Below are 12,594 nucleotides of genomic sequence, written 5' to 3'. Positions count from 1 at the left end.
TCAGTGCGTCTCGCTCACGCGCTCGGCCGTGAGCTGGCCGCTTATCAGACACATCGGCACGCCGATTCCGGGGGTCGTGGTCGAGCCGGTGAAGTAGAGCCCGTCCACCGCCTCGGAGTGGTGCGGCGGCCGCAACAGCGCGGTCTGGCGCAGGGTGTGGGCCAGCCCGAGCGCGGAGCCCTGATAGCTGTTGTACCGGTCCGCGAAGTCGCTGACGCAGAAGGTCTCCTCGAAGACGATGCGGTCGCGGAGGTCCGTCCCCGCGTTCTCGGCGATGTCGTCGAGCACCAGGTCGCGGAACCGCTCGCGCATCTCCGGCGTGTCGTCGAGGCCGGGCGCGATGGGGACCAGGGCGAACAGGTTGCTGTGTCCCTCGGGCGCGACCGTCTCGTCGGTCTCCGAGGGGACACAGAGGTAGTAGGCCGGGTCCTCGGGCCAGCCGGGGTCCTCGAAGATGGTGTCGAAGTGCGACTGCCACTCGGTCGGGAGCACCAGCGTGTGGTGGGCGAGTTCGGGCAGGTCGCCCTCCACGCCGAGGTAGATCAGGAACGCCGACGGGGCGTACGTCCGCGACTCCCAGTACGCCTCGGTGTACTGGCGCTTCTCCGGCGGCAACAGCGCCTGTTCCGTGTGGGCGTAGTCGGCGTCCGAGACGACCATGTCCGCAAGGTGCCGCTCGCCGTTCGCGGCGTCGAGCGCGAAGCCGCCGCGCCGACCCTCGATGGCGGTCACCTCCGCGTCGGTGACGTACTCGACGCCGAGTTCCGCCCCGAGGTCGACCACGCCGTCCACGACTGCGCCCAGCCCGCCGTCGGGGTAGTAGACGCCCATGTTGAAGTCGACGTGGCTCATCAGGTTGTAGAGCGCGGGCGTGTTGGTGGGCGAACCGCCGAGGAACACCAGCGTGTACTGCATCAGCTGCTGGAGCTTCGGGTGCTCGAAGTAGTTCTCGACGTGCCCCTGCATCGTCCCGAGCAGCGAGAGCCCCCACGAGTGGCGCAACACGTCGAGGTCGACGTAGTCGCGGAGGTTCGGCCGGTCCTCGTAGACGAAGTGCTCCATCCCCACCTCGTAGTTGCGCTCGGACTTCTCGAGGTAACGCTCCAGCGCCTCGGCGGCGCCCGGCTCGTAGGACTCGAACAGCTCCTTGTTCGCCTCCAGGTCGGGCAGGACGTCGACGCTGTCCCCGTCCTTCCAGAAGACGCGGTAGTGCGGGTCCAGCCGCGAGAGCGTGTAGTAGTCCGACGGCGCCCGGTCGAAGTGGCCGAAGAAGCGCTCGAACACGTCAGGCATCAGGTACCACGAGGGGCCCATGTCGAAGCGGAACCCCTCGGCTTCCAGCCGGCTCGCGCGCCCGCCGAGCTGTTCGTTCTTCTCCAACAGCGTCACGTCGGCGCCGGCGTCCGCGAGGTAACAGGCGGTCGAGAGCCCGCCGAACCCGCCGCCGATCACCGCGACGGATTCGCCCGCGAGGGAGTCGATGTCGGGGGCCACGTCCATACCGCTCCTTCGACCGTCGCAGGTATAAACCTCGGCCGCGGCTCGACGGGCGACCCCGGGAGGCGACGGCATCACTAAGGTCCGGACGGGCCAACGGCGGGCATGGACACGACGGTCGTCATTACCGGAGCCACGAGCGGGATCGGACGGGCCGTCGCCGCGGCGTTCGTCGAGGCCGGGGCGTTCGTCGCCGTCTGCGGGCGCGACGCCGATGCGGTCGACGCGACGGTCGACGACCTGAACGCCGCGGACGCAGACGCCGACGCGGACGCCGACGCGGATCCCGACGGCCGCGCGTGGGGGATGCGCGCGGACGTTCGGGACGAGTTCGACGTGGAGCGATTCTTGGAAGGCGCCGTCCGCGAGGGCAGCCCCCTCGACGTGGTGCTCGCCAACGCGGCGGTCATCCACGGCGCGCCGGGCGATGTCCCGCTCCAGGAGACCTCATACGCCGACTTCGATGACGCGATGCGGACGAACGCCCGCGGCGTCTTCGCCACGGTCGTCGAGGCGGTCCCACACCTCGCGGACGACGCCCGAATCATCGTTCCGTCCGGCGCCGTCGCCGCCGAGAGCCGGAGCGGGATGGGTCCCTACGCGGTCTCGAAGGCCGCGGCGGAGGGGATCGCCCGCGGCTTCGCCGCCGACCTCGACGCGACCGTCGGCGTCGTCGATCCCGGCGTCGTCGCCACGGACCTCACCGGCAAGGGGAACGCGCGCGACCCCGAGAGCGTGGCTCCGCTGTTCGTCTGGGCGGCGACCGAGGCGCCCGCCGAGGAACTCGACTGCGAGCGGGTCGGGCTCCGCGAGTGGAAGGCGGCAACCCGGTAGCGGACGGGTTTCGCACGGACCCTTCGCACGGACCCTTTTGTACCGGAACGAACCAGCCGCCGCCGTGACCTGAGGGCTCGCCCGGGTCGGTCACGGCGGGAGCGCGGCGCGCCGGCCCGGGTTCGTCGACGCGCCGCCTGTTCGCCTCACGCGCGCTCGATTCGCTCGTCGAGATCGACCGCGGGACGATCATCCGCGACCGCGGCGACGGTGTCCATGAACGCCGTGCGGTAGGTCGCCGGTCCGTCGCTCGCCTCGGCGGCCGCGCGCTCGCCCGCCAATCCGTAGACCGCACTCGCGTGAACGGCCGCCCGCAGCGGCGGCGCGACCGCGGCGAAAGCGGCGACCGTGCTCCCGAGCATGCAGCCCGAGCCGACGAACGTCCCCATCCGCTCGTGGCCGGCCCGGACGGCGTACGCCGCCGTCGCGTCCGCGACCACGTCGACCGCACCGGAGGCGAGGACGACGGCTCCCGTCTCCGTCGCCAGCGCTCGCGCCGCGTCGGCGAGGTCGGTCTCCGTCCCGACCGACTCGACGCCCCGCATCTCCGCCGTCGCGTCGGTTCCGACCAGCTCGGCCGCCAATCCGCCGATCTCGCCCGCGTTTCCCTTGATCGCGTCGACGGCGATCGCGTCGAGGATGCGTCCGACCGACGAGACTCGATGGCTCGTCGCGCCGTAGCCGACCGGATCGAGAACGACCGGCGTCCCGGCGTCGTTAGCGGCTGCTCCGGCCTCGACCATCGCGTCCACCTCGTCGGCCGTCGCGCGACCGGTGTTGAGGAGCACCGCGTCCGCGCCGGTGGCCATCTCCGCCGCCTCGCTCGGCGCGTCAGCCATCACCGGCAGCGCGTTCCAGTGGAGCGTGACGTTGGCCGTCTCACTCATCGTCACCTCGTTGGTGAGGTGCTGGACGAGCGGCCCCTCGTCCGCGACCGCCGCCAGCGTCGCGGCGACCGGTCCGTCGGTCGGATCAGTCATCGCCACGCCCCCCGTGAGCAGCTGTGACGGCCTCACGCAGGTCGCGAGCGGCGGCCGCGGGATCGTCTGCGCCCGTGATCGCGGTGATGACGGCCACAGAACTCGCGCCGGCCTCGACGACCGGCGCCGCGTTCGAGGCGTCGATGCCGCCGATACCGACCACGGGGACGTCGACCGCGCGCGCGATCTCGCCGACTCTCTCGGGACCGACGCCGTCCTTCGCGTCCGCGACGTCCTTCGACGACGTGCCGTAGACCGCGCCGACGCCGAGGTAGTCCGCGCCCGCGGCGACCGCGGCCTCGGCTTCTTCGACCGTCGAGGTCGAACAGCCGACGACGGCGTCGTCGCCGAGTCGCTCCCGTGCGACCTCGACCGGCAGGTCCGACTGGCCGAGGTGGACGCCGTCCGCGTCGAGCGCCGCGGCGAGGTCGACGCGGTCGTTGACGATCAGGTCGGCCTCGGCCGCGGCGGTCAGTTCGCGGAGCCGTCGGCCCAGCCGGTAGCGCGTTCGCGCGTCCGCGTCCTTCTCGCGCAGTTGGACGACGTCGACGCCGCCGTCCAGCGCCGCCTCCACGACCGCCTCCGTCGTTCGACCCGACGAGAGGGAGCGTTGCGTCACCAGGTACGTTCGCCAGTCCGTAGGGTTCATCAGGTGGTACTACCCGATTGTCGAGCTTGGAACTTCCGCTCCGCTCGAAGTGGGGCGGAAGCCGCCGCTCGTCACTCCGCGGCGCGCTCGAGGACCTCGACGCTGCCGGTGAGTTCGCGGTGCACGTACGGCATGTCGATGCCCGCGGCGTCGAACCGCTCCTTGACACGCTGCACGTACTCGGAACGCACCTGGACGAAGTCGCCGCGATCCGGGTCCTCGATCCACCAGCGCGACTGGAGGCCGACCGCGGAGTCGCCGAGTTCGACCAGTCGGACGGACGGCCCGGGGTCGTCGAGGATGTCGGCGTGGGCCTCGGCCTCCTCGATGATGATGTCCGTCGCGGCGTCGATGTCGTCCTCGTAGCCGATGCCGAAGACGAACTTCTGGCGCAGCGTCTCGTAGGCGACCGGATTCGTCACGGCGTCGTTAGCGAGGTCGCCGTTCGGGACTGTGACCCGCTCGTTGTCGAACGTGCGGACGCGGGTGACGCGCAGGTCGATGTCCTCGACGCGGCCGGCGTTGCCGTCCCACTCGATCCAGTCGCCGACCTCGAACGGCTTGTCCTTCAGGATGAAGACGCCGGCGACGAAGTTGCCGAGCAGGTCCTGCGCGGCGAAGCCGATCGCGAGCGCGATCGCGCCGCCGAACACCGCGAACGCCGACAGGAACGCGCCGAAGCCGGCGACGGTGAACGCGATCGCGACCGCGCCCACCCAGACGACCGCCCGCGCGACGCTCGTCGCGAGGCTGCGAACCGCCTCGTCGAAGCCCTTCGAACCGAGCAGCCGCCGAACCGCCGGCACGAACAGCGCCATGCCGAGCAGGTAGACGACGACGAACCCGGCGACGAACAGCGCCGCCGAGACGGCTATCGACCCGAGGTCGACGGCGTCCAGTACGGCACCGAGCTGCAGGAGTGACACCATACCGAGAGGGTAGGACGCATTTATAAAGAGTCTGGTGGCAGCGACATCAGTCGGTCGGTCTCGGACGGACCGGGAGCGGTGCGTCGCGGGCGGCGACCGCGCGGAGTCGGCGGCCGTGCGGGTCGTCGCGCTCGATCCGATCGCGAACCGATCCGGGGACCCACTCGTCCCGACCCGCGGCCGCAGGCGAGGGAGCCGTGTCGGCCTCGTCCCGTCGCAGGTCCGCCGGGAGGTAGCGGTCGTAGGTCGGGAGCCGCTCGTGGAGCGGCACGCCGCCGGCGTCGGCCACGTCCCGAAGCTCGTGGATCGCCGGCCACTCGTACTCGGGGTTGATGTAGTCGTCCGTCACGGGGGAGACGCCGCCGAGGTCGTCGATGCCGCAGTCGACCAGCTCCGCGGCCGGCGAGAGGTTCGGCGGCACCTGCACCGACACCGCCTCCGGGAGCGCCGCCCGTGCCATCGCGACCGTCCGTCGCATCGTGTCGAGGTCGGGCTTCGCGAAGTCCGATCGCTCGTTCGGCACGACGTTCTGCACGATCACCTCCTGTACGTGCCCGTAGCGCTCGTGGAGGTCGCGGATCGCCAGCAGGCTCTCCGCGCGGTCGCGGGGCGTCTCGCCGATCCCCACCAAGATTCCGGTCGTGAAGGGGATCCCCTGCCGGCCCGCCGCCCGGATCGTGTTGAGGCGTTGGCCCGGCGTCTTCCGGCGGCCGCCGCTGTGGGCGGCGACGTCCGCGGTCGTCTCCAGCATCACGCCCATCGAGGCGTTCACCTCGCGGAGGTCGGCGAACTGCTCCTCGGTGCAGTCGCCGGGGTTCGAGTGGGGGAGCAGCCCCTCCTCCAGGGCGATCTCGCAGGCGCGGTAGAGGTAGTCGTGGATCGAGTCGAACCCCCACGCGTCCAGCTGGTCGTGGATCGCGGTGTAGCGGTCGTCGGGGTCGTCGCCGAAGGTGAAAAGCGCCTCCGTGCAGCCGGCGTCGGCGCCGATCCGGCACTGCTCGCGGACCTCCTCCGGGCTCATCAGGCTCGCCTCGCCGGGGACGTCGTAGTAGGTGCAGTACGTGCAGGTGTACCGGCAGGCCGTCGTCAGCGGGATGAAGACGTTCCGCGAGAAGGTGAGCGCGTCGGCGGCCTCGACGTCGCCGGGGCCGACCGCCAGCAACCGCTCGACGGCCTCCCCGTCGACCGAGATATCGATGTCGTACGCGTCGACGCCCTCGAACACGCCCCCACCTCGTCGGGCGACCCTCAAAAGCGTATCAGTCCCGGCACGCGCGGGCGAGCGGACCGAGGTCGGTCGGCTACCGGTCGTCGGCGCGATCCACGCCGACGCGGCCGCCGTCGATCCTGAGTTCGAACCCCGCGTCGACGAGCCAGTCGCGGGCGGCGCCTTCCCCGTGGAGCAGCACCTCGGCCAGGTCCGTGCGCTCGTCGACGTCCGTCGCGAGCCGACGGGAGTCGACCTCCCGCAGGTCCGCGCCGGCCTCGCCGGCGATCCGCCGGTGGTCGCGACAGGAGGCGCCGTGGTAGTCGACCCGAAAGGCGGGGTCGGCGACGACGAGCGCGTTCGTCCCGCCGCCGCGACCGGGCGCCATCGCCACGCCGCCGTCGGGCGCCGCGTCGAACAGGCGTTCGACCGCGTCGGGCGTCGCCAGCGCGAGGTCGCTGACGACGACCGCGACCGGACCGTCGCCGGGAGCGTCCGGCAGCACCGCGTTCACCGCCGGCGTGAGTGCGCGGTCGTCGACCGTGACCGATACGTCGGCGCCAGCCGGTGAGGGTACGCGGTCGCGGTCGAGCGGCGCCGTGGCGAGGAGGTGGGGATCGCCGCCCGCGGCCGCCACCGCGTCGAGCACGTCCGCCAGCATCGCGTGGGCGAACGACTCACGCTCGGTCGGCGTCAGCGTGTCGGCCAGCCGGCTCTTGGGGCGGTCGGTCGAAAACGGGAGGAAAACGTCCACGGGCGGGGAACCCGGGCCTTAGAACAGCGACTCGAGTTCGTCCTCGTCGTCGTTGACGAGGGTCTCGAGGTTGTCGTCGCTCTCCTCGCGGATCTCCTCGAGGTTGTCCTGGGCCTCGATGGCGACCTGCTGGAGCTCCTTGATGCGCGGGACGTTGGTCACGCCCGCGAGCAGGATGACCGCCGCGACGAAGCCCGCGCCGCGGTAGGGGTAGTCCCCGCCGCGGACCTCCATCGAGCCGGTCTGCTCCTCGAGCCACTTCCGGCCGCGCTCGATCCCCTTCCGGTTGAGGTACTGCGGCGGGCCAGCCATCACGAGCAGCGCCCGCTCGGCGCCCTCGATCTCACACGGGAGGGTGAGCCGGCCGAGCGCGGCCTTGCGCACGAGGCTGGTGATTCGGTTGGTGGTGTGCGCCGTGTCGAGTTCCTCGTCCCCCTCCCCGCCGCGAAGCCGCGAGAGAAGCCCGCTGGAGCTCTGTTCCTCGACTTCCTCCTCCGCGAAGCCGACGGTGGAGACGCCGCCGCCGGAGAGGGTGTTGATGATCTCGGAGGAGTCGACGACGGACTCGGCGACCTCCTGCCCCTGCTGGATCTCGCCGGCGCCGAACAGGATGCCGAACCGCCGGACGATCTCCTCGTTGATCTCCTCGTAGCCGCCCTGCACGGACTCGCCCGTCTTCCGCCACGCGTCGTTGTCGAACACCATGAGGTTGTCCACCTCACGGACGAACGTCTGGAACGAGCGCGCCGCGTTGAGCGTGTAGATGCCCCCCTCGTCGCTACCGGGGAGCACGCCGAGTCCGTACACCGGCTCGGTGTAGATGCGCTTGAGGTGCTTGGCCAGTACCGGCGCGCCGCCGGAACCGGTCCCGCCGCCGAGCCCGGCGACGACGAGGAACGCGTCCACCTCGTGGACCGGGATCGAGTCGATGGCGCCCTGCACCTCGTCGATGTCCTCCTCGGCGATCTCCGCGCCGAGTTCGTTGTCCGCGCCGACGCCGTGGCCCTTCACCCGCGACTGGCCGATAAGTACGCGCTGGTCCTCCGGGATGTGCTCGAGGCCCATGAGGTCCGCCTTCGCGGTGTTGACCGCGGCCGCGGCGCGGACGATCTCGGAACCGGTCCGCTTGTCGTACTCCAGGAACTTGTCGACGATTTTGCCCCCCGCCTGTCCGAATCCGATCATTGCCAGTTTCATGATGTCCCCTGATGGTCTTTGAAGGAAGCACAGTAGGATCGCGGATATAAACCTTGTGATGGCTCAAATCGGCGTATTCGGGCAATATGGCCGTCTAGACGCCCGGAAAGGCCCGATTATCACGGCGTGAGAGTGGCAGTAGGGAGGCGTTGACGGGGACCGAGGACGGTATGGCATCCCAGAGACCCCCCGTCTCGGGCGGATCACGCCCCGATCACGGTCGTTGTCTGACGGGCGCGCGGCGTGGTCGCTCGGCGACGGGCGGTCGACGAGCGGTCGCGGACCGGGCGCGACCGCTACGCGACGCCGAGGTACTCGCCGAGCGTCGTGAGGTCGTCCTCGTCGACGCCGAAGGCCCCGATGTCGTTGTCGTCGGTCGTGTTATCGAACTTCAGCGACCGGTACTGATCGGGACCCATCGGGAACCCGGGGATCGCGCCGAGAACCGTCAGGCCGAGTTTGGCCATCGGCATCGGGAGCGGGAGGATGCTGATCCCCGTTCCCTCGGCCTCGTAGACGAGGTCCGTGATCTCGCGGAGCGTCAACTCCTCCGGGCCGCCCACCTCGTACGTCTCGCCGACGTGTTCGTCCTTCTCGACGCCGTCCGCGAGCATCGGGGCGAGGTCCTCCACGTGGATGGGCTGGAACCGGGTGCGGCCGCCGCCCGGCAGCGGATACACCGGAACGCCGGGCGCGAACAGCTCCTTCAGCCGCGTGGTGAACGAGACGAACTCGCCGCCGTCGCCGAACACCACGGACGGCCGGAAGATCGTCCAGTCGAGGTCGCTCGCGCGGACGGCGGTCTCGGCCGCCCCCTTCGCGCGGATGTAGGCGGTGTCGCCGTCCGGGTCCGCCCCCAGCGCGCTCATCTGGAGGAAGCGGTCGGCGCCCGCCTCCTCGGCGGCGCGGAGGAGGTTCTCCGTCCCGGCGCGGTGGACGCGGTCGTGCATCTCGTTGCCGCCCGACGGCTCGAACAGCGGCGAGAGGGCGACGAGGTTCACCACCGCGTCGTGGCCGGCGACCGCCTCGTCGAGTGTCTCCGGGTCGGTCACGTCACCGACCGCGACGTCGACGCCCTCGGGCGCACCCTCCGCCGAGCGCGCCAGCGCGGTCACCTCGTGGCCCCGGTCGAGGAGTTCGCGACAGAGGTACGACCCGATGAATCCCGTGCCGCCGGCTACGAGCACCTGCATGCACTCGCGTTGGGGCGGACTCGCCGTAAACCTACCGCGGGGACGGCCGCCGAACCGACCCGCAAGCGACCGCCGAACCGACCCGATTATGGGGGCCGCCCCGCGAGAGACGGATATGCTGATCACGCTGGAGGGGCTCGACGGGAGCGGCAAGACCACCGTGTGGGAGGCGCTTCACGCCTCGCACCCGGAGGCGGTGTTCACCCGCGAGCCGACGGACACCTGGTACGGTGAGGCGGTCTACCGCTCGATCGAGGACGACGCGGCCGACCCCCTCGCGGAGCTGTTCCTCTACACCGCCGACCACGCGGCCCATCTCTCGGAGACGGTCCGTCCGGCGATCGCGGATGGGAAGCTGGTGATCTCCGACCGCTACTCCGACTCGCGGTTCGCGTACCAGGCGGCGTCGCTCGCGGAGTCGGGGATCGAACGCCCGCTGGAGTACGTCCGCGGCATCCATCAGGCGTTCTCTCGGAAGCCGGACCTGACGATCTACCTCGATCTCGACGCGAAGCGCGCGGCCGAGCGGTCGGGCGCGACGAACAAGTTCGAGCAGCGCGAGTACCTCTCGACGGTGCAGGCCAACTACGAGCGACTGATCAAGGCGGAGCCGGGTCGGTTCGTTCGCGTCGACGCCACGCGGTCGCCCGAGGAGGTGATCGACCGCGTCGAGCGCGTGGTCGCCGACGCGCTCGCGGACGGGTAGGCGCAGGGCCGCCGAAACTGCGGGACTACGACTCCACGTCGGGCAGTTCGTACTCCTCCGGCGGTTCGACGTAGAGGAAGTCCACGGCCGCGCCCAGCGCGCCCGGGATGAACACGAGGACCGCGAAGACCGCGCCCGAACTCCCCAGATCGACGCCGATCCCGAACGGCCCCGTGAAGACCAGCGTGGACACGAGCAAGACGATCGGAACGAGCGTCACGGCGTATATCGCCGTCCCCCAGTCGGTCTCCAGCTGCAGCCGGAAGAAGCGGGTCATCACCGCGGCGGCCAGCGTGTGCGCCGCCACGAGTCCGACGAGGAGGACGACCTGAAGCACCGAGGCCATGAGCGCGTTACGGGCGCGGCGCATTTCCCCCTGTCGGCTTCGTCGCGCCGTTCCTTCGTGCGACTCGGTCCGGCCCCGCGCCGGCCGCGAAGCCGGGCTACTCCTCCATGGAGACGTACGTCTTCGTGTCCACGACGCCGTCGAGGCGCCCGACCTGCTCCGAGACCGTCGAGAGCACGTCGTACACCTCCGGCGCGTCGACCTCGGCGATCAGGTCCCAGTCGCCCGCGACGACGTGCGCCTCCGCGACCGCGTCGACCCCGCGGATCGTCTCCACGAGGTCGGCGGCCGCGCCCACGTCCGCCTTGACCAGCACGTACGCGTGAACCATGCGTGCTCTTCTCTCACAATGCTCAAAAGCGTTCCCCCCGTCGGGGACACCGTGTCGGCGGAACCCCGGCTCACCGGGGACACGGTTATTGTCGAGGGGGTCGTTACCATACTCCATGAAGTACGTCATCGTCGGAGCCGGGCGGGTCGGCCTCCGTACCGCGCGAGTCCTGCGCGAGGAGGACCACGAGGTCACCGTCGTCGAGTTCGACCCCGAGACCGCCGAGCGGGCGGAGTCGGCGGGCTTCGAGGTGGTCGTCGGCGACGGCGCCCGCGAGGACACGCTGGAGAGCGCGGGAATCGACGATGCGGACGCGCTCGGCGCGCTCACGGGCGACCTCAACGTCAACTTCGCCGCCTGCATGATCGGGAAACATCACGGCTGTCGGACCGTGATGCGCATCGACGAGGACTACCGCGAGGAGATCTACCAGAAGTACGCATCGGACGTCGACGAGATCGTCTATCCCGAGCGGCTCGGCGCCATCGGCGCGAAGAACGCCCTGCTCGGCGGCAACGTGCAGGCGATCGCCGACATCGCCCAGAGCCTGCAGGTGCTCCTGTTCACCGTCACCGACCAGTCGCCGATGGCCGGCTACACGCTCTCGGAGGTCGCGCTCCCCGCCGAGGCGCGGATCCTCGCGTTCGGGAAGGGCGACGACCCGCTCGGCGTGCCCCTCGCGGACGACTCGCTGGAGGTGGGCGACCGCGTGGCCGTCCTCGCGGACTTCTCCGTGCTGGACGAGGTGCGCCAGCTCCTCGTCGGCGACGCGGACGCGGTCACCTCGGTGACGGGAGGTGAGGCCTGATGGTCGTCGCCTACGTGATGGTGAAGGTGAACACCGGCGAGGCGGACCGGCTGAAGGCGTCGATGAGCGACCTCGACGGCGTCGAGGAGGTCCACGTCGTCGCGGGCGACGTGGACTTCGTCGTGAAGGTGAACGTGGACTCGCCGGGCGCGGTCAAGGAGGTGGCCGCGACCGGCATTCAGGGCATCAGCGGCGTCGAGAACACGCAGACGTACATCGCGATGGACTGATCGCGCCTCGCCCGAGCGTGGCTCGCCCGAACGCGTCTCGCCCAAATGCGCCTCGCCCGAACGCGTCTCGCCCAAATGCGCCTCGCCCGAACGCGTCTCGCCCAAATGCGCCTCGCCCGAACGCGTCTCGCCCAAATGCGCCTCGCCCGAGCGCGGACGCGCTCTGTACCCGGGGGCGACGGGTCGGCGTACCCTTTTGACCCATGCCGCGCCAGACGGCGCGTGCTCTGACCGTTCGCCCGGGTCGAACGAGGCGGTCGTGCGGCGACCCGACCCGGAGCCGCCGCGCCGCGGAGACGCGGGGCGTCCCGCCGCCTGTTCGCCATTCCGTCAGCTGTGAGCTCCCACGTCCGTCCGCGCACTCGTGCGGAAACGCGCTCCCCGTCTTACGGCGCGCCGCCGGCCTGTCCCTGACGGCGCGCCTTCGACAGCAGCGACGCGGCCGGGCCCTCGTACTCGTAGCCCGGAACGATCCCCTGCACGTAGGTCCCCTCGACGAAGTCGATGACGGCCGCCGCGTCGTCGACGCCGCGCCCCTCGTTGATGTCGACCAGCGACGTCTCCACGACGACCGTCTCCTCGTGCCGCGTCACGTCCACGTCGAACTCGCGCGACTTGCGAGTGACCCCGCCCACATCGGCGACCCGCTGCGCGAAGGTGTCGAACCAGCCGTCCTCGACGACGTCCGCGACGTGATCGGCCGCGGCCGCGCCGAGCGTCGGCACGGTGACGGTCACGTCGAAGCGGATCCGGCCGTCCTCGGCCGCGGCCGGCGTCACGGCGCCGTCGAACGCGGTGCTCGTGGAGACGTAGCGGTCGCCTTCGCCGGCCGCCTCGAAGGAGCCGTGGTCGGAGAAGGCCCGTCGGGCCCGGTCGGGCGCACCTGTCGTGTCGCTCATACCTCAGGAAGGGCGTCGGCGCTCAAAAGGGCGT

General features: G+C 70.7%; 15 protein-coding genes. 4 read left to right on the top strand and 11 right to left on the bottom strand.

Features of this window, described 5'->3' with window-relative positions; all coding sequences use genetic code 11:
• Complete coding sequence (locus ACZ432_RS04465; protein WP_426963022.1) at nucleotides 1-1,500, bottom strand: phytoene desaturase family protein; 1,500 nt, start codon at nucleotides 1,498-1,500, stop codon at nucleotides 1-3.
• Between the two features lie 102 nt (nucleotides 1,501-1,602).
• On the opposite strand from ACZ432_RS04465, the gene ACZ432_RS04460 reads away from it, so the two are divergent.
• A complete protein-coding gene (locus ACZ432_RS04460) occupies nucleotides 1,603-2,331 on the top strand; it encodes an SDR family oxidoreductase (RefSeq protein ID WP_426963023.1) in 729 nt (242 codons plus the stop codon).
• Between the two features lie 146 nt (nucleotides 2,332-2,477).
• Here ACZ432_RS04460 and thiM read toward each other — a convergent pair whose 3' ends face one another.
• From thiM to ACZ432_RS04425, 7 genes are all read right to left on the bottom strand, one after another.
• Nucleotides 2,478-3,311 carry a hydroxyethylthiazole kinase gene (gene thiM / locus ACZ432_RS04455; RefSeq protein WP_426963024.1) on the bottom strand — a complete coding sequence of 278 codons (834 nt, stop codon included), beginning with the start codon at nucleotides 3,309-3,311 and terminating at the stop codon, nucleotides 2,478-2,480.
• Complete coding sequence (thiE, locus tag ACZ432_RS04450; RefSeq protein WP_426963025.1) at nucleotides 3,304-3,960, bottom strand: thiamine phosphate synthase; 657 nt, start codon at nucleotides 3,958-3,960, stop codon at nucleotides 3,304-3,306. Before thiE ends, thiM begins: the two co-directional genes overlap by 8 nt.
• 71 nt (nucleotides 3,961-4,031) lie before the next feature.
• A complete protein-coding gene (locus ACZ432_RS04445; protein WP_426963026.1) occupies nucleotides 4,032-4,889 on the bottom strand; it encodes a mechanosensitive ion channel family protein in 858 nt (285 codons plus the stop codon).
• A 46-nt stretch (nucleotides 4,890-4,935) separates the two neighbouring features.
• Entirely contained in the window at nucleotides 4,936-6,114 is a 1,179-nt protein-coding gene (gene cofG / locus ACZ432_RS04440; protein ID WP_426963027.1) for a 7,8-didemethyl-8-hydroxy-5-deazariboflavin synthase subunit CofG, read from the bottom strand.
• Between the two features lie 76 nt (nucleotides 6,115-6,190).
• Complete coding sequence (gene cofC, locus ACZ432_RS04435; RefSeq protein WP_426963028.1) at nucleotides 6,191-6,850, bottom strand: 2-phospho-L-lactate guanylyltransferase; 660 nt, start codon at nucleotides 6,848-6,850, stop codon at nucleotides 6,191-6,193.
• Nucleotides 6,851-6,868: 18 nt separating this feature from the next.
• The gene (locus ACZ432_RS04430; RefSeq protein WP_426963029.1) at nucleotides 6,869-8,047 is read right to left on the bottom strand and encodes a tubulin/FtsZ family protein; all 1,179 of its coding nucleotides are present in this window, start codon (nucleotides 8,045-8,047) and stop codon (nucleotides 6,869-6,871) included.
• Between the two features lie 296 nt (nucleotides 8,048-8,343).
• Nucleotides 8,344-9,240, bottom strand: a complete 897-nt coding sequence (locus tag ACZ432_RS04425; RefSeq protein WP_426963030.1) for a complex I NDUFA9 subunit family protein — start codon at nucleotides 9,238-9,240, stop codon at nucleotides 8,344-8,346.
• Between the two features lie 115 nt (nucleotides 9,241-9,355).
• On the opposite strand from ACZ432_RS04425, the gene tmk reads away from it, so the two are divergent.
• Nucleotides 9,356-9,946, top strand: a complete 591-nt coding sequence (gene tmk / locus ACZ432_RS04420) for a dTMP kinase (RefSeq protein WP_426963031.1) — start codon at nucleotides 9,356-9,358, stop codon at nucleotides 9,944-9,946.
• A gap of 25 nt (nucleotides 9,947-9,971) precedes the next feature.
• Here tmk and ACZ432_RS04415 read toward each other — a convergent pair whose 3' ends face one another.
• Nucleotides 9,972-10,292 carry a hypothetical protein gene (locus tag ACZ432_RS04415; protein ID WP_426963107.1) on the bottom strand — a complete coding sequence of 107 codons (321 nt, stop codon included), beginning with the start codon at nucleotides 10,290-10,292 and terminating at the stop codon, nucleotides 9,972-9,974.
• 97 nt (nucleotides 10,293-10,389) lie between these two features.
• Complete coding sequence (locus ACZ432_RS04410) at nucleotides 10,390-10,623, bottom strand: Lrp/AsnC family transcriptional regulator (RefSeq protein WP_426963032.1); 234 nt, start codon at nucleotides 10,621-10,623, stop codon at nucleotides 10,390-10,392.
• 115 nt (nucleotides 10,624-10,738) lie between these two features.
• Between ACZ432_RS04410 and ACZ432_RS04405 the strand changes: the two genes are divergently transcribed.
• Nucleotides 10,739-11,431, top strand: a complete 693-nt coding sequence (locus ACZ432_RS04405) for a potassium channel family protein (protein ID WP_426963033.1) — start codon at nucleotides 10,739-10,741, stop codon at nucleotides 11,429-11,431.
• Entirely contained in the window at nucleotides 11,431-11,661 is a 231-nt protein-coding gene (locus ACZ432_RS04400) for an Lrp/AsnC family transcriptional regulator (RefSeq protein ID WP_426963034.1), read from the top strand. Before ACZ432_RS04405 ends, ACZ432_RS04400 begins: the two co-directional genes overlap by 1 nt.
• Before the next feature lie 386 nt (nucleotides 11,662-12,047).
• On the opposite strand, the gene ACZ432_RS04395 is transcribed toward ACZ432_RS04400, so the two are convergent.
• A complete protein-coding gene (locus ACZ432_RS04395) occupies nucleotides 12,048-12,560 on the bottom strand; it encodes a DUF5813 family protein (RefSeq protein WP_426963035.1) in 513 nt (170 codons plus the stop codon).
• Nucleotides 12,561-12,594: the final 34 nt, after the last annotated feature.

Source organism: Haloparvum alkalitolerans, from assembly GCF_055381565.1.
This window is presented reverse-complemented; position numbering and strand designations above follow the sequence as displayed.

Coding starts and splice junctions, on each gene's coding strand:
- tmk (WP_426963031.1), top strand. CDS start 9,356: ATGCTGATCACGCTGGAGGGGCTCGACGGGAGCGGCAAGACCACCGTG.
- ACZ432_RS04415 (WP_426963107.1), bottom strand. CDS start 10,292: ATGGCCTCGGTGCTTCAGGTCGTCCTCCTCGTCGGACTCGTGGCGGCG.
- ACZ432_RS04465 (WP_426963022.1), bottom strand. CDS start 1,500: ATGGACGTGGCCCCCGACATCGACTCCCTCGCGGGCGAATCCGTCGCG.
- thiM (WP_426963024.1), bottom strand. CDS start 3,311: ATGACTGATCCGACCGACGGACCGGTCGCCGCGACGCTGGCGGCGGTC.
- ACZ432_RS04400 (WP_426963034.1), top strand. CDS start 11,431: ATGGTCGTCGCCTACGTGATGGTGAAGGTGAACACCGGCGAGGCGGAC.
- ACZ432_RS04410 (WP_426963032.1), bottom strand. CDS start 10,623: ATGGTTCACGCGTACGTGCTGGTCAAGGCGGACGTGGGCGCGGCCGCC.
- ACZ432_RS04425 (WP_426963030.1), bottom strand. CDS start 9,240: ATGCAGGTGCTCGTAGCCGGCGGCACGGGATTCATCGGGTCGTACCTC.
- ACZ432_RS04395 (WP_426963035.1), bottom strand. CDS start 12,560: ATGAGCGACACGACAGGTGCGCCCGACCGGGCCCGACGGGCCTTCTCC.
- ACZ432_RS04430 (WP_426963029.1), bottom strand. CDS start 8,047: ATGAAACTGGCAATGATCGGATTCGGACAGGCGGGGGGCAAAATCGTC.
- ACZ432_RS04445 (WP_426963026.1), bottom strand. CDS start 4,889: ATGGTGTCACTCCTGCAGCTCGGTGCCGTACTGGACGCCGTCGACCTC.
- thiE (WP_426963025.1), bottom strand. CDS start 3,960: ATGAACCCTACGGACTGGCGAACGTACCTGGTGACGCAACGCTCCCTC.
- ACZ432_RS04405 (WP_426963033.1), top strand. CDS start 10,739: ATGAAGTACGTCATCGTCGGAGCCGGGCGGGTCGGCCTCCGTACCGCG.
- ACZ432_RS04460 (WP_426963023.1), top strand. CDS start 1,603: ATGGACACGACGGTCGTCATTACCGGAGCCACGAGCGGGATCGGACGG.